This window comes from Shewanella sp. SR43-4, assembly GCF_014163845.1.
GTDB lineage: Bacteria > Pseudomonadota > Gammaproteobacteria > Enterobacterales > Shewanellaceae > Shewanella > Shewanella vesiculosa.
The window spans coordinates 109906-133109 of the sequence record NZ_JACJEB010000010.1 but is presented as its reverse complement, the minus strand read 5'-3'; the positions used below and the strand labels follow the sequence as shown (position 1 = coordinate 133109).

20 protein-coding genes are annotated in these 23204 nt (G+C 42.6%); 11 read left to right on the top strand and 9 right to left on the bottom strand.

Annotated elements, in window-relative coordinates; translation table 11 throughout:
• Nucleotides 1-355 precede the first annotated feature (355 nt).
• Complete coding sequence (locus tag H5123_RS13155) at nt 356-988, bottom strand: TetR/AcrR family transcriptional regulator (protein WP_182698257.1); 633 nt, start codon at nt 986-988, stop codon at nt 356-358.
• Between the two features lie 121 nt (nt 989-1109).
• Here H5123_RS13155 and H5123_RS13150 point away from each other — a divergent pair, with 121 nt between their 5' ends.
• The gene (locus tag H5123_RS13150) at nt 1110-1976 is read left to right on the top strand and encodes a LysR family transcriptional regulator (RefSeq protein WP_182698256.1); all 867 of its coding nucleotides are present in this window, start codon (nt 1110-1112) and stop codon (nt 1974-1976) included.
• 33 nt (nt 1977-2009) lie between these two features.
• On the opposite strand, the gene H5123_RS13145 is transcribed toward H5123_RS13150, so the two are convergent.
• From H5123_RS13145 to H5123_RS13135, 3 genes are all read right to left on the bottom strand, one after another.
• On the bottom strand, nt 2010-3311 hold the full coding sequence (locus tag H5123_RS13145) for an anaerobic C4-dicarboxylate transporter (RefSeq protein ID WP_182698255.1): 1302 nt from the start codon (nt 3309-3311) through the stop codon (nt 2010-2012).
• Nucleotides 3312-3655: 344 nt separating this feature from the next.
• Nucleotides 3656-4009: a cytochrome c3 family protein gene (locus tag H5123_RS13140; RefSeq protein ID WP_124016726.1), complete on the bottom strand. Its 354-nt coding sequence runs from the start codon at nt 4007-4009 to the stop codon at nt 3656-3658.
• Between the two features lie 28 nt (nt 4010-4037).
• Complete coding sequence (locus H5123_RS13135) at nt 4038-5558, bottom strand: flavocytochrome c (RefSeq protein WP_182698254.1); 1521 nt, start codon at nt 5556-5558, stop codon at nt 4038-4040.
• A gap of 290 nt (nt 5559-5848) precedes the next feature.
• On the opposite strand from H5123_RS13135, the gene H5123_RS13130 reads away from it, so the two are divergent.
• Genes H5123_RS13130 through H5123_RS13115 form a run of 4 tightly spaced genes read left to right on the top strand, consistent with a single transcriptional unit; the run spans nt 5849 to nt 9461 of the window.
• Nucleotides 5849-6652 (top strand): hypothetical protein, encoded by an 804-nt coding sequence (locus H5123_RS13130; protein WP_259395296.1) that lies wholly within the window; start codon nt 5849-5851, stop codon nt 6650-6652.
• Between the two features lie 25 nt (nt 6653-6677).
• A complete protein-coding gene (locus tag H5123_RS13125; RefSeq protein ID WP_124016724.1) occupies nt 6678-7436 on the top strand; it encodes a hypothetical protein in 759 nt (252 codons plus the stop codon).
• Between the two features lie 43 nt (nt 7437-7479).
• On the top strand, nt 7480-8157 hold the full coding sequence (locus tag H5123_RS13120; RefSeq protein WP_182698253.1) for a response regulator transcription factor: 678 nt from the start codon (nt 7480-7482) through the stop codon (nt 8155-8157).
• A complete protein-coding gene (locus tag H5123_RS13115; RefSeq protein ID WP_182698252.1) occupies nt 8121-9461 on the top strand; it encodes a HAMP domain-containing sensor histidine kinase in 1341 nt (446 codons plus the stop codon). The genes H5123_RS13120 and H5123_RS13115 overlap by 37 nt, the downstream gene beginning before the upstream one ends.
• Nucleotides 9462-9524: 63 nt before the next feature.
• Here the strand turns inward: H5123_RS13115 and H5123_RS13110 are convergent, their stop codons facing one another.
• Entirely contained in the window at nt 9525-11060 is a 1536-nt protein-coding gene (locus H5123_RS13110; protein WP_182698251.1) for a DUF3612 domain-containing protein, read from the bottom strand.
• A gap of 152 nt (nt 11061-11212) precedes the next feature.
• Between H5123_RS13110 and H5123_RS13105 the strand changes: the two genes are divergently transcribed.
• The gene (locus H5123_RS13105) at nt 11213-11725 is read left to right on the top strand and encodes a malate synthase (RefSeq protein WP_259395664.1); all 513 of its coding nucleotides are present in this window, start codon (nt 11213-11215) and stop codon (nt 11723-11725) included.
• Between the two features lie 156 nt (nt 11726-11881).
• Here the strand turns inward: H5123_RS13105 and ccoG are convergent, their stop codons facing one another.
• From ccoG to H5123_RS13090, 3 genes are all read right to left on the bottom strand, one after another.
• On the bottom strand, nt 11882-13345 hold the full coding sequence (gene ccoG, locus H5123_RS13100; protein WP_182698249.1) for a cytochrome c oxidase accessory protein CcoG: 1464 nt from the start codon (nt 13343-13345) through the stop codon (nt 11882-11884).
• 172 nt (nt 13346-13517) lie between these two features.
• The gene (locus H5123_RS13095; RefSeq protein ID WP_182698248.1) at nt 13518-14960 is read right to left on the bottom strand and encodes a sigma-54-dependent Fis family transcriptional regulator; all 1443 of its coding nucleotides are present in this window, start codon (nt 14958-14960) and stop codon (nt 13518-13520) included.
• A 203-nt stretch (nt 14961-15163) separates the two neighbouring features.
• A complete protein-coding gene (locus H5123_RS13090; protein ID WP_182698247.1) occupies nt 15164-15814 on the bottom strand; it encodes a paraquat-inducible protein A in 651 nt (216 codons plus the stop codon).
• Nucleotides 15815-15974: 160 nt separating this feature from the next.
• Here H5123_RS13090 and H5123_RS13085 point away from each other — a divergent pair, with 160 nt between their 5' ends.
• Genes H5123_RS13085 through H5123_RS13070 form a run of 4 tightly spaced genes read left to right on the top strand, consistent with a single transcriptional unit; the run spans nt 15975 to nt 20261 of the window.
• Nucleotides 15975-16670 carry a methylamine utilization protein gene (locus tag H5123_RS13085; protein WP_259395663.1) on the top strand — a complete coding sequence of 232 codons (696 nt, stop codon included), beginning with the start codon at nt 15975-15977 and terminating at the stop codon, nt 16668-16670.
• Nucleotides 16660-18969 carry a bifunctional diguanylate cyclase/phosphodiesterase gene (locus H5123_RS13080; RefSeq protein ID WP_182698245.1) on the top strand — a complete coding sequence of 770 codons (2310 nt, stop codon included), beginning with the start codon at nt 16660-16662 and terminating at the stop codon, nt 18967-18969. The genes H5123_RS13085 and H5123_RS13080 overlap by 11 nt, the downstream gene beginning before the upstream one ends.
• Nucleotides 18970-18987: 18 nt before the next feature.
• Nucleotides 18988-19830: a DUF3034 family protein gene (locus H5123_RS13075; RefSeq protein ID WP_124016714.1), complete on the top strand. Its 843-nt coding sequence runs from the start codon at nt 18988-18990 to the stop codon at nt 19828-19830.
• Complete coding sequence (locus H5123_RS13070) at nt 19830-20261, top strand: group 1 truncated hemoglobin (RefSeq protein ID WP_124016713.1); 432 nt, start codon at nt 19830-19832, stop codon at nt 20259-20261. Before H5123_RS13075 ends, H5123_RS13070 begins: the two co-directional genes overlap by 1 nt.
• 34 nt (nt 20262-20295) lie before the next feature.
• On the opposite strand, the gene H5123_RS13065 is transcribed toward H5123_RS13070, so the two are convergent.
• Entirely contained in the window at nt 20296-21489 is a 1194-nt protein-coding gene (locus tag H5123_RS13065) for an HD-GYP domain-containing protein (RefSeq protein ID WP_182698244.1), read from the bottom strand.
• Between the two features lie 353 nt (nt 21490-21842).
• Between H5123_RS13065 and H5123_RS13060 the strand changes: the two genes are divergently transcribed.
• On the top strand, nt 21843-23201 hold the full coding sequence (locus H5123_RS13060; protein WP_404948311.1) for an isochorismate synthase MenF: 1359 nt from the start codon (nt 21843-21845) through the stop codon (nt 23199-23201).
• Nucleotides 23202-23204: the final 3 nt, after the last annotated feature.

The window sequence follows — 23204 nt, the reverse complement described above, 5'->3', positions numbered from 1 at the left end:
ATCAACCGTGTCAAAAAATATAAAAACAATAAATACAAACACTTAAAAAGTACATTCAGTGTTGGCGTGGGCTCAAGGCGACATGATTTTTATCTGCTACTCTCTAGCATTTAGGAGCTCAGGTTCATGCTGTTGTAAACATAGCATCGCCATATTTTACTGATGTACTAAAACACGATTGTGTGAGTAGATAGGTAGGTGGGCCATTATCGATTTTAGTTTAGAAAACGCTTAAATGACTGCGATTAATAATTGTCCCAAGCTGGCCAAATGCGCTCCAGAGCAAGCCGTTAACTGAAGTTAAGGGATCCATGCCGTGCATGGCATTTAGAGTTCAAGAGCGAAGATAAATTATTTATGCGGGTTTACCGGCTAGCCACTGCAAGAATGTATTAATCGTGGGCATGCGTTTGTGTGAATGGCCCATGAGCTGGGTCATGGCAAAACTAAACTGGTAGTACATTTCAGCATCGTCGGGATGCTTTTGTGCATCGTCACTGTTGATCATAGCACCGCGTAAATAGTCACAAAGCAACTCACCACGATTAAAGCCACCAACCTCACCAATCTCTGTCAGGGTTTGTGCATTCCATTGTTGATATTGTTTAAGTACTCGCTCAAAACGGGCACGATAATAATCGCTGGCTTGTATTAGTATTGACTCGTTGGGGATCACTCTAGCAATAACAAATGATTGTTCTGATAAAATACGGTACAAACGTTGGCAATGATGAAAAATAAACCGTAAATAGGGATCACTATATTGCTGTGTATCTTGTTCGGCTTGAATTAACCAATGACGATAATCTGCACTGGCTACGGCCACAATTAAATCGGCCTCTGAGGTAAAGTGATTATAAATAGTGCCCTTGGATATCTGGCTGGCTTGAACTAGATGCGAGCGGCATAAATCAAAGGTTTTATGGCCTTTTAAACAACGTTGTGACACTTCAATCAAGTAGTTCCCACGATCCTCCCAGCTACCCATTCCTTACTCCAAGATATTTTAATTAAATAACCATTAACACCTCACAGTTACACTATAGCAAGCTTTGTGGATAGCCTAAATTGAGTAATACTTATACCACTATGAACTTACTCAATAGCCCATGTTAAAAATTGACTTACTTGAAAGTTTTATCGCTGTTGCTGAATGTGGCAACTTGTCAAAAGCGGCTGATAAAATTTGCCGAACCCAATCAACGTTGAGCCTACAAGTTAAAAAGCTTGAAGAAAGTGTCGGTCAAACTTTGCTGATTAGGGACAACAAAGGCGTCACCTTGACCGAGTCAGGTGAAACCTTGCTGAGCTATGCCTATAAAATGATGCAACTTAACTTACAGGCACTTGATGAGTTAAAAGATTGTCAAAATCGCGAAGTGATCCGCCTTGGTGTGCCAACCGATTTTATCAAGTGCTACCTAAGCAGCTGCTTATTAGAGTTTATTCGTGAATTTACCAATATTGAATTAGTTATCGATACCGATGTAAGTGGCAATTTATATAAACGACTCCATCAAGGCGAGTTTGACGTGATAGTCGCAACTCACTGGCAAGCCCCCGTCAACGGCGAACTGTTATTTACGCGCCGCTTTCATTGGGCCGCAGCAGCTAACGGTAACGCCCATAAAAACAAAACCATCCCCGTGGGCTTATACCCAGAAAACTGCCCTATTCGAGCACAAGTATTCGCCAATCATCAATTATCTATGCGTCCGATAAGGGTATTACTGTCAACACCATCCCCACAAGCGTTATCGATGGCGGTCGAAAATGATCTTGTGATTGCACCGGTAGCCGAATTTAGAATAAACGATAAAATGCAAATTTTAGATCCACTTGAACATGGCTTACCGCCACTGCCGATGTTTAACGAATCACTTTACCTCAACCCAGAGACTCAAACCTATGCGACCTTGCAATTAATTAATTTAATAAAAGCCAATGTTGAGCATAAAGGCTATCAAATCAACTAACATCACTACTATACCAAGCCGCATACTGTGAGGTTACAGAATCAAGCTGCCAAACAAAAAGGCCAATAACACACTCGATACTATGGTCACTACGCCTGGGATTAAAAATGGGTGGTTAAACACCGCCTTGCCAATACGAGTGGAGCCAGTGTCATCCATTTCTACCGCCGCCAATAACGTCGGATAAGTCGGTAATACAAATAACGCACTCACCGCCGCAAACGAAGCAACTGCCGTTAATGGACTCACCCCAATTGCCAATGCAGCTGGCATTAACGCTTTAGTGGTCGCACCTTGAGAATAGAGCAACATAGAAGCAAAAAATAATGCCACCGATAATAACCATGGCTGACTTTGAAGCAAGGTTCCCGCAACCGCTTTTATCTCGTCAATATGATTAGACACAAAGGTGTCACCCAACCAAGCTACGCCCAACACACAAATACACGCTGACATGCCCGACTTAAACGTTGATGCATTAGAAATCTTGCTGGCATCTAAACGGCAAAACCAAGTGATCGCCGCTGCGGCAGATAGCATAAACAACATAATCGCCACATCGCGCGACAGCACTGGGTTCACAATTAAGCCCACTTTGTCAGAAATGGCTGTGGCGTAAGACATTACCGCCACTATCGCGACTAGAAAAATAGCCACCGACCTTCTAGCGCCAGGTTGCAAAGTGACTTGGGTTTCACCCCGAATATTGACGAGTCCGCTGGCTAAACGCTGTTGATAAATGGGGTCTTGCGCTAACGGTTTACCGAGCATCGAGGCAACAGCGGCACCAATTAAACAAGCAATAAAGGTTGAAGGGATGCATACGGCTAATAGCACTAAATAATCCACCCCGAACGGTTCTAAAATACCCGAGAAAAACACCACTGCGGCAGAAATAGGAGAGGCCGTGATGGCAACTTGCGAGGCGACAACTGCGATAGATAGAGGCCGAGATGGTCGTATGCCCTGCTCTTTGGCGACTTCGGCTATAACTGGTAATGTCGAGAATGCAGTGTGGCCCGTTCCGGCAAATAAGGTCATAAAATACGTTACCATTGGCGCTAAAAATGTGATGTGCTTAGGGTGTTTACGCAGTAGTTTCTCCGCTATTGACACCAAATACTCCATTCCTCCTGCCTCTTGCATCGCAGCAATCGCGGTGATCACTGACATAATAATCAGCATCACGTCGATAGGGATCGCACCAGGTATTAATCCTAAACCGACGGTAAGAATTAATACCCCTACGCCGCCAGCAAAACCTATCCCTATACTGCCCATTCTTGCACCAAGGTAAATAGACCCAAGCACAATTATTATTTCTATTATCATCATAGTGTTAACTCTATTCAAACCAAAATACGTCAATGAAATAGCAGCGATTGCTACTTTAAAGATCGCGATATTACTCTGTTGAGCTTGGCCGAATGTAGACCTGGATCAATTAACTGCATTGCAATCCAAAAGAGGTGTTTTGTCTGCAGGTTTATTAGTCAGTTAACTGAAAAAAGTGTGATTGCACTTAGATGTTAATGTGGGTAAAAATAGAAAAAAACCAATCTATGATTGGCATTTAAGAGGGGATAAAAGTGAAGCGTGGCTGTCTAGCGATTAAAATATAAAAGCCACATTAAATACTTAATATGTGGCTTATTGAACTAATATAAATTTAAATTAGTTTAGCCTTTATGCTTATCAAACTTAAACGTATGACAGTTACTGCATAATGGTTTTTTAGGTGTATGTTCGCCATGACACTCTTGGCAAGGTACATCTTTGCCATAGTGAAGGTTATTGTGTGGGTTCTGCCACTTGTCTTCTTCACTTCGGGCGGTTTTCTTTGCTAAGTCATCAACATCATGACACTGCAAACAGGATTGATCAGATGGAAACTGCTTGATGCCATTGTCATGACAGGTTTTACAGTCTTTACCGATAACCTCTTTATGATAGTCACGGATCTCTGCTGACTGTACTGATAAACTGGTTAATCCAAGTAGTACCAGCCCAAGTATAATATTAAAGTTTTTCATTAATGATTCCTCTTGTTCACTGGTCTAATTAAACTTTCATGAGACTTCTAGCTGCAGTCATACCCATCACCATACATTCTGGAATAGAACAACTCCCTAGACGACTAACACCATGAATACCACCACACACTTCACCAGCGGCATAAAGGCCAGTAATAGACTTACCAGTAAAACTATCTGTTACTTCGGCTTTGGTGTTTACTTTTACACCGCCTTGGCAGTAATGCACTTTTGGCCACAAGCGAACGACAGTAAATGGCGCTTCGATCATTTTATTTTTCGCCAAGGTCATATCTTTACCAAATTGCTTATCTTCACCCGTTTTTACATAGCCATTGTATTCAGCGATTTGTGCTGTTAAGCCCGCTAAAGGCACACCAAAGTGTGTTGCCAACTCTTCAACTGAATCAAACTTCCAGCCGACATTGTACTTAATCACTTTTTCGGTATTTGGATGCGCTTTAGAATCTTTAAAGCTTGAAATCAACAGTGGTGGTACAGGATTGCCTTTTTCATCACGGTTACTTAATTCAGCATCAGCACGTGTTTTGCGATCGGCAATTTCATTCATGAAACGCTTACCAGTTGTCCGGCTAACGGCAATTGAGTGAGGTAAATTGAAAATTGAATAGTTAGACACATAACCAAAGCCACCTTCATCAGGTGAAGCCCAAGGACCAGATTGAATGTGAGCTAAATGCACAGGGATAGCCCCTAAACGGAACATTTCAAACATGCCCTCGCCTGTTGCACCTGGTGCGTTGGTGCAACCCACATCTGCAGTTAAGGTTGGATCTTGCGCCATCCGTAAATCAACGTTTTGCGCAAAGCCACCAGTAGCCATAATCACACCACGTTTGGCGCGAATATTGAGAACCTTACCAGGCTGATCTTCGCCAAAGTGATAGTTTTGACGCATTTTAACACCAACAACTTCGCCTTTATTACCGACGAGGAATCCTTCAAATTTTGAACGATTGTGGGTGTTTACACCAATACGTTTACACTCTTTGTACAATGGCTGAGTAATACCGGCTCCGCAACTTACCGTCGTTTGGTAAGTACGTGCAACCGAGTGACCGCCCAGTTGTTGTAAGTAAGGATGGTATTCAGAACCCGCATCTAAGGTCATTTGTAACGCTTCAACCGCATGAGATGCGACATGACGTAATAACCCTTCATCGGCAATGCCACGGCCAGACAATAATTGGTCATTAACCATTTTGTCTACTGAGTCTTCAACGCCTTCTTTCTTTTGCATCGGCGTGCCTGGTGCGGCAAAAAGCCCACCGTTAATTGCCGAGTTACCGCCAAAATAGGACATTTTTTCAAATATATGGACGTCTGTTGCACCATGTTTGGTGGCTTCGATTGCGGCAGCTAAACCCGCAAAACCAGAACCAATAATGACGATTTCAACTTCTTTGTCCCATTTAACTCCTTCTGCCTTTTCAGACACAGCCATTGCTGGTGCTACCATCGCTGCACCAGCAGCAATGCCTAGACCAGCAATAAACTTTCGGCGCCCTAATAGATCGATATTGCTCATAGGTTATCACCCCTTTTTATATTATTGACGCTTCATCATATCGATGGAATCAATTCCAAAACGGGAACTATTGTTAATGTTTGGTGAAAATAACAACAAATATCGACTTATCAATTATGAGTAGAAATTTTAGCGGGATCTGTTACCAAGCAGAGATATTGGAATGCAGTCCAAACGTTGAACTCATCTGGCTAACATATTTATGGTTGATATCACCGCCCTATGTTTGGCCTAAGTATTGCGCGGCAAGATAGTGCTAAATCTGTTTCACTGTTGGATCAGGAGTCCTTATGAAACCTTTAACCAAAGCATCATCTATTCATACAACACCGAATGACCTATCACCAAATACTTGGCTTAATAAAGTGCCCGAAATCACGCTGATCTTTTGGGTAATAAAAATGATGTCGACCACGGTGGGAGAAACCGCAGCAGATTATCTTAGCTTCCATCTTCATGTAGGCATGATTAATACCAGCATCATCATGGGGATATTATTACTTGTCGCCTTATTGGTGCAGCTTAAGCAAACTCGCTATCGCCCATATGCTTATTGGGGTGTAGTGGTACTTATCAGTATTTTTGGCACCTTAGTCACCGACATTCTCACAGACAAACTTGATGTGCCTTTGCCAGTATCGACTGCGGTGTTTAGCCTATTATTAGCGGCAACATTTGCATACTGGTTTAGCAAAGAACGTACTTTATCGATTCATTCCATTGTCACTCTTAAGCGTGAATTATTTTATTGGCTGGCCATTCTCATTACCTTTGCTTTAGGCACTGCAGTCGGTGATTGGGTATCTGAAGACATGAATGTTGGCTACGGCCTTTCGGCTTTGATATTTGGTGGTTTAATCACCGTCATTAGCGTGGCTTTTTATCGCTTCAAAGCCAATGCAGTATTGTGCTTTTGGTTGGCATATATCTTAACCCGCCCACTGGGTGCCTCTATCGGTGATTTATTGTCACAACCGGTTCGTAAAGGTGGCTTTGGGTTTGGCACCACCAGCACCAGTATTGTTTTTTTAGCGATTATTGTTGCACTTGTAGCTTACCTTTCAGTGCGCGCCAAACAGCAAAAAAGCCAATAATGGATCAACATAAGTGAGTATCGATATGGAAACACTACAACAGCAGGCGCGGGCTAAAGTGCCACAAGTCACCTTAATATTTTGGCTGGTTAAAATACTGGCGACCACCTTAGGCGAAACGGCAGGTGATGCTTTATCGATGTCGCTTAACCTCGGCTATTTAGTGAGCTCAGTTATTTTTATCGGTTTATTCGCGATAGCGGTAGCAATACAAATTCGCAGTAAACATTATTCTTCGAGTATTTATTGGGCCACCATTATCGCCACAACGACTGCAGGCACTACCATGGCAGACTTTGCCGACCGCTCATTAGGCATAGGCTATACCGGGGGCACACTGTTACTGGTGAGCTTATTGTGCATGTCATTTTCAATTTGGTACGTCAGTGCCGGTAGCCTGTCTAATCAATCGATAAACAATACCAAAACCGAATGCTTTTATTGGGTCACGATTTTACTGTCACAAACCCTAGGTACAGCTTTAGGCGACTGGACTGTGGATAGCGCCGGTTTAGGTTACGATGCCAGCGCGCTTATCTTTGGTAGTATGCTATTAGTATTATTAGCCGCCTATCTTTGGAGCCCAATATCTCGCACACTGTTGTTTTGGCTTAGCTTTATTTTAACCAGACCTTTAGGTGCTGTAGTCGGTGACTTTTTAGATAAACCCATTAGCCATGGTGGATTAGAATTTAGTCGCTTTACTGCATCGGCGGCACTACTCTTTGGTATGGTGTTGTGTTTAATGCTATTTAAGCAGCAAGCTGCAACAAAGAATCATTAATTAAGACTTTCCACTGTGTGTCATTGTGTTCGATTGAGGTGCTATGCGTATTTTATTAGTAGAAGACGATAAAATGATTGGTGATGCCATGCAAAGTGCCTTAAAAGATGTCGCCTATGCGGTTGATTGGATATGCGATGGCGAAGCGGCGCTGCACAGTTTACGTTGCCAGCAATATGATGTGGTGTTGCTCGACCTTGGCTTACCTAAGCTGGATGGCTTGCAAGTGATGCAATATATTCGAGCTCAGCACCCCGCTCTGGCGGTGATCATTATTACCGCCAGAGATAGCTTAGAAGACAGAGTCAAAGGGCTCGATTTAGGTGCCGATGATTATGTCATTAAGCCCTTTGATATGAGCGAACTACAGGCTCGCATCCGTGCGGTAGCAAGGCGCAATGCCAACCAGCATACGCCTGAATTAACCAATAATATTGTGTGGCTAAACCCTGCCACACATGAAGCCAAAACCCTCGATCAAGATAATATCTTACTGTCTAACCGTGAGTTCGCTTTACTGCAAACATTGCTTATCCGACCCGGTTCAATTCATTCAAAAAGTGATTTAGAAGAACGTATTTATGCCTGGGGTGAAGAAGTAGAAAGCAATGCGGTAGAGTTTTTAATCCATTGTTTGCGTAAAAAACTGGGTACAGAAACCATTAAAAATGTCAGAGGTGTAGGATGGATGGTGTCAAAAAATGCCCCCGTAACTCGTTAAAAACGCGATTATCTTATTGGATTTCAGCAGCAATTTTGTCTGTTGCGATCATTGCTGCCAGCTTTACTTTTAGCAGTGCTTTTGAAGAAGCCCATGAGCTACAAGATGATGTATTGCAACAAATGGCTGTGCTATTTGACCGTTACTCGCTGACCCCAAACGACAGCAAACTAACCCCGTTAAGCCAAGATCAGTTGGAGTTTCAAGTTTCGGTGCAGTTATTGGGTGACAATCCAGCAAGCAATCCTATAGCGAAAAATATCCTAGCCTTGCCGAACAATTTAACTGATGGATTTCACACGGTTAATTTAGCCACACAGTCATGGCGAGTATTTGTGCGCACCTTATCATCCTCGCAGCGAATAGCCGTCGCCCAAGAGACCGCCATTCGTGACAACATCGCCTTTGAAACCGCGCTGCATACCCTAATGCCATTGTTAGTATTAATTCCGATTTTATTATTATTACTCGGCTATATTCTAGGTAAAATTCTGAGTCCAATTAGCATTTTAGCCCACGATGTAGACCGTCAAACTGAGCACGATTTACAGTTAATTCCCACTACTCAATTGCCGAGTGAAATTGTGCCCTTTGTTGAGGCGATTAATCGCTTACTCAGCAAAAACAGCCAGGTTATTACTAGCCAAAAGCGCTTTATTGCCGATGCCGCCCATGAACTCCGATCGCCTATCACGGCGCTGTCGTTGCAGGCTCAACGTCTTCAGCAAACAGAGTTAACCGACGATGCGCGTCAGAAACTAAATGCATTACAAGCTGGGATCAGTCGCAGTATCCATCTGCTAGAACAACTATTATCGATGGCGCGTCAACAAGACAACAGCATCCAACAACATCAACAAACCTCACTAAAAACAGTATTCACTGAGGTGATTGAAGAGCTATACCCACTTGTGGAAGCGAAAGAGATTGATTTGGGCTTTAGCCAAGATAGCAACGCCCAGCTCAACGCCAACCCTGTCCGTTTAAAAACCTTAATTCACAACCTGATCGACAATGCTATCCGCTATACACCTAGTGGCGGTAAAGTTGATTTGAGTATTATTGAAACCGAGCAAGGCATAGAGATGACCATCAAAGATACGGGCCCAGGTATCGCAAATACTGAAGTTCAAAAAGTGTTTGAACCTTTTTATCGCATATTAGGCAGTAATGAATATGGCTCAGGTTTAGGCTTAGCGATTGTGGCGAGTATTGTGCAGCAGATGGATGCAAAAATTAGCTTAACCCCAGCAGATCCTGTAAACAACTGCGGGCTTTGCGTGACGGTAAAGTTTCCCCTTTAGGTACATCAGATGTTGCTTGAAGCCGCATCAACTTATGTTGATGCGGCATACACCAAGGACGACTTAACCATGGTTTTCTTCACATAAATTACGCCCTGCGGCATAACAACTTGGCTGACGCGGGCACACGGCACCACGCGAACAAATTAACTGGGCATCTTTTTTAATCCCACGTTCAATCCAATTAATGTTCAGAATTTTTGCCACACTGGTGAGATCTTTTTGGATGTGTTTAGGGATAACGATAGAGCCGCCGCCCGTAGCACAAGCCTGTTTCAAATCATGAGCAATCGACTGAGCGTCTTTGCCTTGCGCTTCAATCGCCGGATTTAAATCTATTCCGGCACATAACACATGTGCATTGCCCGCCGAGTCGTCCACTTTAATCGATTCACAGCAATAAATACGTGGTTCATTACCAACATTTAAAATCGATATTTGCGCAGAGGTACCCTCGACTTGCTCGTTAAGCATCCTAAATACAGCCCAATGCTGACAAGGATCTTCCACTAGGCGCATATTGCCCCAAGGCAAAGGAATACCATTACCGCGATACACAGCTTTTAACTTACCCGGCGCATAGGCATCAAAATAATGCCAATGGGGATAAGGTGATACCACTGTCATGCGGCGCATAGCCACTGAAGCTGACACCTGCAATTGCTTATGCACACTAATCTCATAGCCATGACGATCCAGTAACTGTCGATACGGCACTTTTGGACACAACAAAGCACCGGCAAAGAAGCTTGATTCAAAATCGCGCCATGCATGTAAAATATCTTGTGCATTCAATGTATTGGATTGAGGGACAAGAGCATCATCAAAGTCATCACGGCGACCCGACATCATCACACTCTTTAAGCCATCTTTATTGTGTAATACACAATGACCTATGTGCACGGCCAAATCATAGCGCAATCTACTGGGTCTGTTTTTCAACATATTACTAATGTAAATAGTCCCCGGCGGCTCAAAAAATGAAGTCACTAACTGCTTAGCACTGACACCCATTTCGTTGATCACTTCTTGTGGAACCCGGTCGATCCATTTAATTTTTAAGCCCATGCCTTTGGCGATATCGATAATATCTTCAGTGGCAAGCGGCATGCGTTTTAAGCCGACCTCTTCGGCGGCGCGCTCTAAATCAGGAAAATGATTTTGATGATGCTCTTGGTGCGCGCGGATGAGTAAATGAGCAAACTGGCGGCCACTGGTGCCGGTTTGCGACAACATTTCAGGAATAGCAATTTGCAGAATGTCATTAGAAAACAAAAAACTCGGCTCCAGCGGCATACCACTAATGCCACCTTTATTGCCTTTTTCCGGCGTAATGGCTTCATCTTCTGGCACATCATCAAGAAACCATTCCACTTCTTTTTGAAAAACGACCGCAATTACCGCCAACATATCTGCACTCGGAACACGCTTTCCGCGTTCGATCATCGACAAATATGACACAGATGGCGAATTACCTGAATCAACACGTACACAACGAGCTGACAAGTCTTCCATGGTTAAGTTATTGCGTTTACGCAAGTTTCTTATCTTTGTGCCCAAAAAATGGGTCTTTCGCATTAGGCTTTTTTCATTTCTCATTTTGTATAATTCACACTGTAAAATTTTTATTGTGAAATTGTTTGTAAAAATAGCATAGACTAAAAATCAAGCTGCTAACAGAGCTTAATGATAAACAATAATGACAAAGGTTTCTGACCGACAACAACACGAAGAGGAATAAGGCGATGAATATGTCTACTCAAGCAAGCGCAACAGCCACCCAAAACCTTAACCGCTTCATTGGTGAGCAATTTGTGGCAACGACCAATCCACAGGATCGCAGCACAAATGCAAAAGACTTTTTGGATGCACAATTTCCATTAGCCGAAGGCTCACACCAAGATGTCAGCAGCTATGTTGTTTACTACACCCACTTATTAGCATTTTTGAAAGATGGTTCTCAGTGTGGTTTACAAAATCCATGTCAATTTGTGGCATTGACGGGTCATAAAAGTGAACCGACTTCAGTGGTGTTAAAGAATAATGATACCCATGTTGAGATTAGCTTCGACCGCCAAGGACAAATGGGCACCACAGACCAGGCTAATATTGAAGACATTCAGGTTGCGATTCCAATTAAGAATTTGCCGACGCCATACAAACAATGGATTAGCTTAATCCACACAGGCTGTCAGCCAACCGAAGGCAACTGTAAAGTGTTTACCGCTAAAGACGGCAGCGACTACGCACTGCATCAGCGTTAATACGTTAGCGCGATAACACTGCGACCATTTAGCAAAAAAGGCTTGTCCCATTAATAATGCGACAAGCCTTTTTGTTACTTAACCATGTTGCTGTGTTGCATCGAGTAAGGTCAGCACGTCTTTATGTCGTCATACTAAGATACAGAGATTACGAGATTATGGCCAAAAGAACCGTGATGTTTGCGAGGTCTGGTTCGCTGGTTCCGTTGGCGTTGGATTTTCCAAGCTTTGAATTTGGGTGACCCTAAATTGCACTGTTTGTTGCGGACTATCACTCGCTCGGTTACTTAAGCGGCCACTGACGGTCAACGGATAATCCAGTTGTTCTGCAGGTTTTATCGCAATCAAGCTGTCGGTAACGATTTGCAATACTTGCTCTTGAGCATCGTCACTGTGGATACTGATTTGATAAAAAGCCATTTGTTGCGTTTTATTGCGAATTTTGAGCTGATAGCTGTTTTCAACCTGGTCGACGCCCACTTGACGATACAAGGTTTGGCGATCGCGGATCACATTAAGCTGTATATGGCTTAAATGGCTTAAATCGCTAATGATCAGAATAATCATAATCAATAGTGCACTGGCATAACCGAGAGATTTTAGTGACCACAAACTGGCTTTTGCTTGTCCTGTTAAGGCATTCTCGCTGGTAAAGCTGATTAAATTAGCGGCATAACCAAATTTTTCCATAGTCTGATTACATGCATCAACACAGGCACCACAGTTAATACATTCGTATTGCAAGCCGTTACGAATATCAATCCCAGTTGGGCAAACATCAACACACAAATTACAGTCTACACAGTCACCTAGCTCCGTTTTTTGTGAACGTTTACGTGGCCCACGAGACTCACCTCTAGCAGCATCATAGCTAACCGTTTTAGTATTGGCGTCAAACATCACCGCTTGAAAACGTGAGTAAGGACAGCAATGCAAACACATCATTTCACGCATCCAGCCGGCATTTAAATAAGTGCAGATGGCAAAAAACCACACCCATGTGCCAGTCCAAAAGCCACTGCTTGCACTAAAAATATCAACATACAACTCGCGAGCAGGCATAAAGTAACCAATAAATCCGCAGCCGGTCAGCAAGGCAAACACCATCCACACCGCATGCTTAGTCACTCGTTTACGCACTTTACTCAACGACCATGGGGCTTTATCTAACGCCGCCCGATGATGATGATTACCCTCTACTTTGGCTTCAACCCACATGTAAATAAAGGTCCACGCGGTTTGTGGACACAAAAAACCACACCACACCCGCCCCCAGTAAACAGTAACAAAAAACAGCCCAAAAGCAGCAGCCATAAAAAACCATGCTAATACGGTAAAGTCTTGTGGCCACAAGGTGATATTGAAGAAAAAGAATTGCTGTTCGGTTACATCAAACAGAATGGCTTGCCGGCCTTGGTAATTGATAAATGGGATCAGGAAAAAAATCGTAATCAGTAAAGTATTACTGTGCTGACGCAGTCGTTGAAAAACGCCCTTCTGTTCTCGAACATGAATTTTTGTCGACGGCGTAGCAATTTGCACCACTGGGATCCGTTGTGAAATGGCAGCGTTATCGACTGGCATAATCACTGCCGGTGTTTGAGATGATAATTTAGGCATGAAGATATTCCTATAACACAATATTGCCCTGTTATAGCAAAGACTAAGCCAACTCAAGAATCACCTTAACAGCATAATTTTAAACAACTAAAACAAAAACCCCATAAATAAAAATCACGATATATCATCTTTTACGCGATATATCGCGACTTAATAAAGTGAGTAATAAAAATTAGCGCGTAATGGCTAACTTTTTCATCCGAGATCGCAAGGTACTCGCCGGCATATCTAGCATTGCAGCTGCACCAAACGGGCCAGAAATACGCCAATGGCTAGCATTTAATACTGTAATAATATGCGCGGCTTCGGCTTGTGCCATGGTTAACGTGCTGGCTGCCAACGGAGGGGCAACCACTGCGGGCAAAGTATTAAACAGTAAATGGCCACTTTGCGATAAAATCATTTCTCGCTCAATCAGGTTTTGTAACTCTCGCACGTTACCTGGCCAAGCATATTGCTGTAAGTTCTTCAGCCCTTTAGCACTCACTTTAGTGATTTTTTTTCCAAGCTTTTTACTCAGTGATGTGACTAAATCACTGACCAATTGTGGAATATCTTCACGGCGCTCTCGTAAAGGAGGCACGGTAATTGGAAATACGTTTAGGCGGTAATATAAGTCCATACGAAACAAGCCCTGTTCTACTCGTGCGGCTAAATCGTGATGGGTGGCAGCAACTAAGCGAATATTAACCTTAATGGTTTCACTACTGCCAACACGCTCGAAGCTTTGCTCTTGAATCACTCGCAACAATTTAGATTGTGCCGATAAACTTAGTTCGGCAATTTCATCTAAAAATAAGGTGCCATTATTGGCTAATTCAAATCGGCCTTTGCGACGCGCTGTGGCGCCAGTAAATGCACCTTTTTCATGCCCAAAAAGCTCACTTTCTAACAAGGCCGTCGAAAATGCAGCGCAGTTAACACTTACCATAGGCTGGTCTTTACGATGACTTAGCCTATGTAAGTTACGCGCAACTAACTCTTTGCCGGTGCCGTTTTCACCACAAATTAATACCGTACTGTCGGTATTTGCGACTAAGTGGATCTGTTGAATGAGTTGCTTGATAGGTTGGCTATTACCCGATATTCCTGAGGCACCTTGCTGACCTTGAAGCTCAGTGAGTAAGTATTGATTTTCTGATGCTAACCGTTCTGACAAAGCCTGCACTTGTGCCAATGCTTGTCTCAATGATTGCTCGGTATGTTTTTGCATGCTTACATCACGAAATATCGCGATAACACCGACGAGTTGTTGCTGATCATATACTGGGGTGGAACTGTAATACACTGGAAAGCTGCTGCCATCTTTACGCCAAAATACATCGTCGGTCACTTGCCGAGGGATAGCATCATGTAAGGTGCGATAAATAGGGCAATCATGCTGAGGATAATGACTGCCATCAGCATGACTATGATGATGACAGTCATGAATATTTCTGCCAATTAATTCGGCACTTTTCCAGCCGGTCATTTGTTCTGCCGCGGGATTGATAAATACTGCATTACCCGCTAAATCAAAACCATATACGCCCTCTGTCATGGCATTAAGCAATAGAGTATTTTCGGGTAGAAAATGATCAGAGCCAATATAGTCAGTGGTTGTAGAGTCAGTCATAGTCAATCTTAAGGTTACCAATGCATATGCTCATTATAACCATTGCAAAACATAAGTCGCGAAATATCACGACTTTGAATATCCAAAACAATAATGACTTATTTTCGTGTTATTCACGACTCATCAAGATAATAAGAAACTGATTTACGCTCTTTTTATTTTAAGGTCGATATTATCGTCGTCAGCCCAAAAACCCAGCAGCATCAGTCGTCAATATTAACAAAGGTACTCTGTGACTTTCGCGTCTGTGTCATGTCGATCATCATCTGGCTGGCGATTGAAAAAATACAGTAGCCTAGAAAATAATAGAAACCGATTTCAAACTGAGATTGAGTCTTAAGCATATCGCCCATACCGGCTGACGCATTACCTGCCATATAGGTCACGATAATAGCAACCACAAAAACATCGGCCATAGACCATTTGCCGATAGCACCAATCATACTGTTAAGCTGTTGTTTGATTCGCTGGGGCACTGGCAGCAGTAATATCAGCATAGTGATTAACTTCACTGCGGGGATCACAATACTAAATAACCCCACTAACACGGCGACGATTAGATTATGAGACTGGTACAGCGCCACTATAGTATCTATGATACTGCGACTATTGCGAAACACCTCCACCTCTCCCTCAAGTGTATCTAGGCCAAACAGACTGGCCGCAACATCGAGTATTCCACGGGTATTAGCACGAGAGTCCTCGGTGAGGTTTTGGGTTAACATGTCTTTACCCGTATCAAGCAACTGTGACTTTTCAATCGTTCCTGTCATCGTTAACATGGGCTCTGTTACACCGGGAATGAGTAATATTAACGATATCAATACTAAACTAATCGATAAATACACTTTCATGAACACCTCGGTTAATAATTTGTAGCAAAACAAATGGTCGTATTTTACTGTGATAATGATGTATTTTGAGTATGCTAGGTTATGATGTCATATTGTTCATATGATTAGCCATTATGTTGCAACCCGCTCTACTGTCTAATAATGAGGCGAATACATGCCAATGTTCCGGTTTACGACATGCTTACTCTGGTTAACTTATATTATTTCAGCATCAGTGACTGCAGCAACCTTAACGGTTGATGTTACCGATGCTCAAGGTAATATGCTCAGCGATAGCGTGGTAGAACTTATCTCGACTGCGCCACTTGAAGCCACTTCGACAACAGAAATAACACTGCCTGCTACAGCCCATTACGAAATGCGTCAACAAGATCGCGTATTTTACCCTTTTATATTAGCTGTACCACAAGGGGCAAATGTTGATTTTCCTAATTTAGATCGTACTCGACACCATGTTTATTCCTTTTCTGAAGCCAAACAATTTGAGCTAAAATTATACGTAGGCACGACCGCAGATCCGATTAACTTTGATAAAGCGGGTCTAGTCGCTATCGGCTGTAATATTCATGACTATATGCAAGCCTTTATTTACGTTGCTAAAAGCCCTTACTTCTCGGTAAGTGATGCGTCGGGGAAAATACAATTAACGGATGTACCGCCAGGAGAATATCAAGTTAAGATTTGGCATCCTTGGCAAATTGTTGCACCAGCATCATCTTCGATTATCCTTAATGATGGCGCGAATCAATTAGCGCTTAGTGTCGATATAGAACACCAAAATAAACCATCATCGCCACCTAGTGGATTTGGTGCTTCTGATCATGCCAGCCATATGATGGGACAACATGCCAAATAGTTTTCGCAGCAGATTGATCATTGCATTTTTACTCATATTAACTTTAATGCAGTTAACTACTGCCTTGTTTGTGTTAAGCGCAACTCAACGAGATTTCCGCCAACAACAAACTCAAAATCTTAAAATTGGCTCTAACGTTTTTGTCGAAATGTTGTCAAATCGCAACAAGCAGCTTAACCAAAGTTTGTCATTATTAAGTGCTGACTTTGGCTTTAAGCGCGCGGTCGCGACCGGCGAGCAAGATACAATATCATCCGTTTTAGCGAACCACGGCCGTCGGATTAATGCCGATGCCGCTATTTTACTCTCTCCGCAGGGAACCCTGCTGTCATCAAGTTTACAAGGCCTGACTAAAGCGAATATTGATGAGTTATTTGCATTAACAAAAAATCGCTCAACCACGTTCGAAATTTTTAATTATGATCACAGTAGCTACCAATTTGTTTTGCAGCCAGTTAAAGCACCTACATTAATCGCTTGGGTTGGTATGGGCTTTGCGATGGATAAAAACGTCGCCGACCAAGCAAAAACCATTACCGGGATCGATATTAGTTTCATTAACCAGTCAGCTGACAGAATTGAAATAGTCTCCACCCTGCCACCCGCTCAGCAACAAGATGTTTTAGCGCAGATGGATCAATTAGACCAAACTATCGATGTGGTCAGCGACGACGTACCACTGGGATATTTATCTACCACCATTGCATTAGACAACAATAGCGATAATCAATTAGCGGTATTACACCAATCAAATATTAAGTGGCAGCAAAATTACGATGCATTACGCAATAACATGTTACTTGTATTCGCGATAACCTGTTTACTGGCCTTTATGATTGCAGCCTGGTTTGCTGGCGGCTTAACCAAACCTATTTATGGATTGGTTAATTTTGCCCGCAAAGTGGGCCAAGGCGAAAATCCTCCGCCAATTAAAGGTGCTCCCGCAGAGTTACAAGTATTAGCCAACACCCTATCGATAATGCGTGAAAATATTGAGTCACGCAAAAATGACTTAGTGTACCAGTCACAGCACGATAACCTCACAGGCTTGTATAACCGCGTAGCAGCTAAACAACTCCTTAGTCAGCTGCTAAGCAAAATGCATGGCAACTTAGTGATGATAGACATCAAAAACTTTCGTCATTTGAATAACATTATTGGCTTTGCCAATGCCGATGATCTGTTGGTATTGTTTGCCAGTCGCTTAGAAAGCTTATCTCCAACAGCACAGTTAATATCGCGCTTAGATGGCGACTCGTTTTTATTATTATTCCAACCTGGTATTGATGATCAACAGCTTGATAATTATTTACGCTTATTAACTCAACCCTTTGCCATTCAAGGATCAAAAATCACAGTCAATGTTCGCGTAGGGATGGTAGATTTATCCCGAGGCTATGACAGTAATGATATCGATACCTTGATTCGCCATGCTGAAATTGCCTTAAACCAAGCCCGCATGGAATCATTAAGTATTGCCACTTATCAACAAGGCGAAGATGAGCGCTATCTGCGTGAATTAATGATCATCCGCGATTTACCGATAGCCCTAAGTCAAGGGCAACTGCATTTAGTGTTTCAGCCCAAAGTTGATATTCAGACGAATCATTGCCATGGAGCAGAAACCCTGATCCGTTGGCTGCACCCTGAATTAGGGTTTATTCCACCGGATGAATTTATTCGCTTAGCTGAAAACTCAGGTAATATCTCGATTATTAGCGAGTGGGTGCTCAATACCACCATAAAACAGCTAGCAAAATGGCAGCAACAAGGTATTTCACTTACGGTCGCGATTAATTTATCCGCCCACGACTTAACCAATCCTCAGCTACCACTGGACATTGAACAATTACTCATTAGCAATAATTTACCCATTACCGCCCTATCGATAGAGGTCACTGAAGGTGCGGTGATGAAAGATGCGCAAACGGTGATTGCGGTTTTGCAGCAATTTCGCAATATCGGTATATCGATTGCCATCGACGACTTTGGCACAGGACACTCTTCATTAGCCTATTTGAAATTATTACCGGTCAATGAAGTGAAGATTGATCGCAGTTTTATTAAAGATATTCATACCGATGCCACTGATTTAATGATCGTTGATACTAGCATTAGGTTAATTAAGGGACTTAACTTATCCGTAGTGGCCGAAGGCGTAGAATCCGCAGAAGGAATCGATATTTTGCGCAAGCTTAATTGTGATATAATTCAAGGCTATGTGTATTCTAAGCCATTAAAAGCGGATGATTTTATTGTATGGTTTCAACAATTCAATCAATCTAATGTCCCATTCTAATGAAGATACGGTGCGCTAATGTATCAAATCATATGCATTATATTATCCGGGCTATTAAGCCTAATCGTGACGCAGGCCCAAGCTGATACGAGCAAAATTATCGCCACTGGCGGCGCAACCACTATTGAAGGTAGTGCCGGAGGTGGCATAGTACCTTGGGCGGTAATTAATGGTTATGCAAGCTCTGATCAATGGTCTTTAACCGCGATGAACTCCGCCGTTTATGTTGACGACTTTACACTGCATTCTATGGGGGCATCGTTAAGCATTGATAATCGCTTTGAACTGAGTATTGCCAAACAAACTTTTGATTTAGACACTCTGGGCGGCAAACTAGGCCAAGATATTGTAGGCATAAAATACAAACTGGCTGGTGAAGTACTCTATACCGCAATGCCGCAAATCAGCTTAGGATTACAGTACAAACGTGTTGATGACTTTGCCTTACCACAAGCGGTGGGAGCGAGAGATGATTGGGGGTTAGATGTGTATTTGGCCGCTAGCAAGGTCTATTTTGAAGCCATTGCAGGTCGTAACCTTGTGACCAACTTAACCCTGAGAGCCACCAAAGCAAACCAAACAGGTTTACTCGGATTTGGCACTGCAACCAACAACGATTACACCTTACAAGCCGAAGCTTCTATCGCGGTGTTATTAACTGATAATATTGCTCTGGGTTATGAGTACAAACAAAAACCAGATGAGTTGAGTTTTGCGCAAGAGCAAGATTGGCAAGATATTTTTGTCGCCTGGTTTGTTAATAAACACCTTTCGGTTGTCGGCGCATATGTCGATTTAGGCAGTATTGCCGGATTTAAGCAGCAACAAGGGTGGTATTTATCCGTAGAGGGAACACTGTAATGCTGAATGCTTTTAAACATCATCTACTGGTATTGGGCGCACTGTTATTACTGTCTACTGGCTGCGCAAGCCAACCAACAAGCCTTTACCAGCAGCTGGGGGGGAACAAAGGCATCAGTATGATCACCGACGATTTCCTGGTTAATTTGTCCCAAGACAAACGCCTCTTGCATCACTTTGAACAAACCGACATCAGTGTTTTTCGTCAACGGCTGATTGAGCATTTATGTGTTGTCACTGGCGGTGAGTGTCTTTATCAAGGAGCATCTATGTATGATGCCCATATCGGACTGCACATTAGCCAAGCCGACTTTGATGCCTTAGTGGGCCATTTGATTGAAGCCCTTAAACAACAGCATATTCCTATCGCAACACGTAATGCGCTTCTAGCTAAGTTAGCACCCATGTACCAACAGATTATTGGCCATTAGTTATTGCTATTCACTCACAGGGCTTTACTGGCATTTAGTAAAAAGGGCTAGGATCGACATCGAGCATACTTGGCGATACGCCTCGCTCAATATTTAACTCAGATTTAAGTAAATCCACCATAGTCACTTCGGTATAGTGCTTATGCTTGATTGAATAAAAGCACTTAACGATAGGATGCAAGGCATCGCGACCTTTAGCATCCCATACAATTCCTACACGCAGGTCCGATAGCTGTACTAATGAACCGACAGGGTAAATACCCACGCAGCGGATGAACTCATATACCAGTTTTTGATCAAGATGAAATGGTGTCAAGCTGATCAATATTTTAAATGCTGCCGCGGGGCTCATGGCTTCTTTGTAACAACGAGCAGCAGTTAACGCATCGAAAATATCTACAATACAACTCATTCGCCCATGCTGAGGAAGTTGCTCATCTTTGAGGCCATTAGGATAACCGCGGCCATCAAGCTTTTCATGATGCATTAAGCACACATCTTTACTCACTTGTGACAGCCCTGTTGTTTCATGCATGATTTCAATTGCATAAAATTGATGCAATTTCATGTGTTCAAATTCTTCTGGGGTCAGCTTACCTGGTTTGTGTAATATTTCGTTATCAACTTTAATTTTGCCGATATCATGTAAAATCCCCCCAACCGCCATTTGCTTAAGCAATTCGCGGTCAAGCTTAAGGTGCTTGCCAAAGGTGACGAGCAAAAAGGCAACATTGATAGAGTGTTCAAGTAAGTAAGCATCTTTGCTACGCAGTGCTGAGATACACTTAAATGCGTCGGCATCATCCATAACCGACTCAATCATTTTATCAGCAACATCTTCAAATTGACCCACTTCGATAGCTTTACCTTCGAAGGTTTCAGACATTACTTTTTTGATAAGCCCCTTGGCTTCAGCAAGTAACTTTTTAGCTTGCCCTCGCTGACCATCTCGAGTGACCGTCGCTTTACGCATTAATAGGCTACTAGCAGAGCTTGCTCTTTCTGCTTTTTTTAATCCACAGGTGTCTGAAGAGCGTTCAATATCAACCCACACCACTGCAATATTGCTGGCTTTAAGTTTGACAATTGCATCACGGTATTTAATTTGTCCGGGATTACGGATGGCTACTTTACCGTTCTGATGATCTATCGCGGTAACAAACATGCCTAAAGCAAGTTTATCGATAGGGACTTTAATGACATTGTTTGATTCGGCAGAATCATTCATTGTACAAATTACTCCGGGAGACAAAACTAAAAAACGAAATCTGACTTGCAATTTCTAGTGATATTTTGAACGACTTTACTCAATTCAGCTAATTTTCACTTCAGATCATCACACAAATATCGATGGCACTTTAACATTGACTCAACGAGATGCTCGACATTGCTTTTCATTCTATAACGATCCAATAACACTAGCCAATAGCTGAATTCTTTAACATGGTTACCTAACAGACACATTACCAAAATCTCATGGCTATATTAGCAATTCAGATCACACACTTTAATCTTGCTAATTGACACTTTTTCATCTGTTTATTAACGTTAACCCTTATGTTGATATACGAGAGGCACAGATTGAAAGGTCACTTTTTTTCACCACAATTTAGCGAATTGATCTCTAAGCTCGAACAACTTCGCAGCATACCGATCTGTGACCCTATAGTGCAACTGTCAGTCGATGCTCCAGCATTGCCATTAATCTCTTGGTTAAGTGCCCAAACCGTATACCCTAAAATTTATTGGCATGGCCGTGATAGAAATGAAGATGTCGCCGCTATAGGTTCATGTAAGGCATTTTATTTTGCCGACCAAGTCGACGACAATGCCTTAGCGCAAATCTATCAGCAACAACGTAACAAAACCAATCACCTAGACATTCGCTATTACGGCGGTTTAGCGTTCGATCGCACGGTAGAATGTTGGCCTGAATTTGGCCGTGCACACTTTATATTACCTAGAATAGAATTACGCCGAAGCGGTCATAAGGTTAGGATATTAGTAAACCTTAATTTTGAGAATGGAAACGCTGAAGACGAAATCCAAGCTGCACTTGATACTATCGCAATGGTGCAAAAACCTGCTCCCTTGTCACCACCGAATAAACTCATGTTAATAGGTCGAAGTGATTTACCTAATTTTGCCCGTTGGAAGGAATTAGTTGAACAGGTCACCCAAGCTAATTTTATCAAATCGACCCCCAAAGTCGTCTTATCACGCCTCAGCCAAATTGATGTAAATGACCATATTGACCCTTGGACTGTTTTAGCCTGTTGGCAAGGGCGTAATCCAAATAGCTTTCAATTTGGCTTTCAATTTAGCCCTGAACGCGCATTTATATCTTGTTCACCCGAACGGTTATATTTACGCCGCCAACAGGAACTGTTTACCGAAGCATTAGCCGGAACAACAGTGCGAGGACTTAATCCAGATGAGGATGCATTACTGGCTCAAGCGCTATTAGATGATATTAAAAATAGCCATGAAAATCAGTTAGTCAGAGAGCATATTGTCAATGTACTCACACCATTAAGTCAATATGTGGGCGCCGACGAGCAGCCTAAAATATTTAAGCTTGATCATATTCAACATTTACATCGCGCTATTCGAGCACAGTTAAAGCCAGGTGTTAGTGATTTTGAATTATTACGGGCGCTGCATCCTACTCCTGCCGTAGGAGGTTTACCCCGCGAGGCGGCATTAAACTTTATTCGCCAGCGAGAAGGTTACGCTAGAGGTTGGTATGCTGGAGCTTGTGGTTATTTAAATCACCATGAATCAGAGTTTTCTGTTGCGATCCGCAGCGCTTTAATTGAACCCAGAAGAATCAACTTGTTTGCCGGAGCAGGTATTGTTGCGGGGTCAAATCCTGAAGCTGAGTGGCAAGAGCTGGAAAACAAATTAGCGACAGTATTGTCTATATTAATCGATTTTTAATAT

What these genes read in the sequence shown, in the direction of transcription:
- H5123_RS13155 (WP_182698257.1), bottom strand. Translation starts at nt 988, where the DNA reads ATGGGTAGCTGGGAGGATCGTGGGAACTACTTGATTGAAGTGTCACAA.
- H5123_RS13150 (WP_182698256.1), top strand. Translation starts at nt 1,110, where the DNA reads ATGTTAAAAATTGACTTACTTGAAAGTTTTATCGCTGTTGCTGAATGT.
- H5123_RS13145 (WP_182698255.1), bottom strand. Translation starts at nt 3,311, where the DNA reads ATGATGATAATAGAAATAATAATTGTGCTTGGGTCTATTTACCTTGGT.
- H5123_RS13140 (WP_124016726.1), bottom strand. Translation starts at nt 4,009, where the DNA reads ATGAAAAACTTTAATATTATACTTGGGCTGGTACTACTTGGATTAACC.
- H5123_RS13135 (WP_182698254.1), bottom strand. Translation starts at nt 5,558, where the DNA reads ATGAGCAATATCGATCTATTAGGGCGCCGAAAGTTTATTGCTGGTCTA.
- H5123_RS13130 (WP_259395296.1), top strand. Translation starts at nt 5,849, where the DNA reads ATGAAACCTTTAACCAAAGCATCATCTATTCATACAACACCGAATGAC.
- H5123_RS13125 (WP_124016724.1), top strand. Translation starts at nt 6,678, where the DNA reads ATGGAAACACTACAACAGCAGGCGCGGGCTAAAGTGCCACAAGTCACC.
- H5123_RS13120 (WP_182698253.1), top strand. Translation starts at nt 7,480, where the DNA reads ATGCGTATTTTATTAGTAGAAGACGATAAAATGATTGGTGATGCCATG.
- H5123_RS13115 (WP_182698252.1), top strand. Translation starts at nt 8,121, where the DNA reads ATGGATGGTGTCAAAAAATGCCCCCGTAACTCGTTAAAAACGCGATTA.
- H5123_RS13110 (WP_182698251.1), bottom strand. Translation starts at nt 11,060, where the DNA reads ATGAGAAATGAAAAAAGCCTAATGCGAAAGACCCATTTTTTGGGCACA.
- H5123_RS13105 (WP_259395664.1), top strand. Translation starts at nt 11,213, where the DNA reads ATGTCTACTCAAGCAAGCGCAACAGCCACCCAAAACCTTAACCGCTTC.
- ccoG (WP_182698249.1), bottom strand. Translation starts at nt 13,345, where the DNA reads ATGCCTAAATTATCATCTCAAACACCGGCAGTGATTATGCCAGTCGAT.
- H5123_RS13095 (WP_182698248.1), bottom strand. Translation starts at nt 14,960, where the DNA reads ATGACTGACTCTACAACCACTGACTATATTGGCTCTGATCATTTTCTA.
- H5123_RS13090 (WP_182698247.1), bottom strand. Translation starts at nt 15,814, where the DNA reads ATGAAAGTGTATTTATCGATTAGTTTAGTATTGATATCGTTAATATTA.
- H5123_RS13085 (WP_259395663.1), top strand. Translation starts at nt 15,975, where the DNA reads ATGTTCCGGTTTACGACATGCTTACTCTGGTTAACTTATATTATTTCA.
- H5123_RS13080 (WP_182698245.1), top strand. Translation starts at nt 16,660, where the DNA reads ATGCCAAATAGTTTTCGCAGCAGATTGATCATTGCATTTTTACTCATA.
- H5123_RS13075 (WP_124016714.1), top strand. Translation starts at nt 18,988, where the DNA reads ATGTATCAAATCATATGCATTATATTATCCGGGCTATTAAGCCTAATC.
- H5123_RS13070 (WP_124016713.1), top strand. Translation starts at nt 19,830, where the DNA reads ATGCTGAATGCTTTTAAACATCATCTACTGGTATTGGGCGCACTGTTA.
- H5123_RS13065 (WP_182698244.1), bottom strand. Translation starts at nt 21,489, where the DNA reads ATGAATGATTCTGCCGAATCAAACAATGTCATTAAAGTCCCTATCGAT.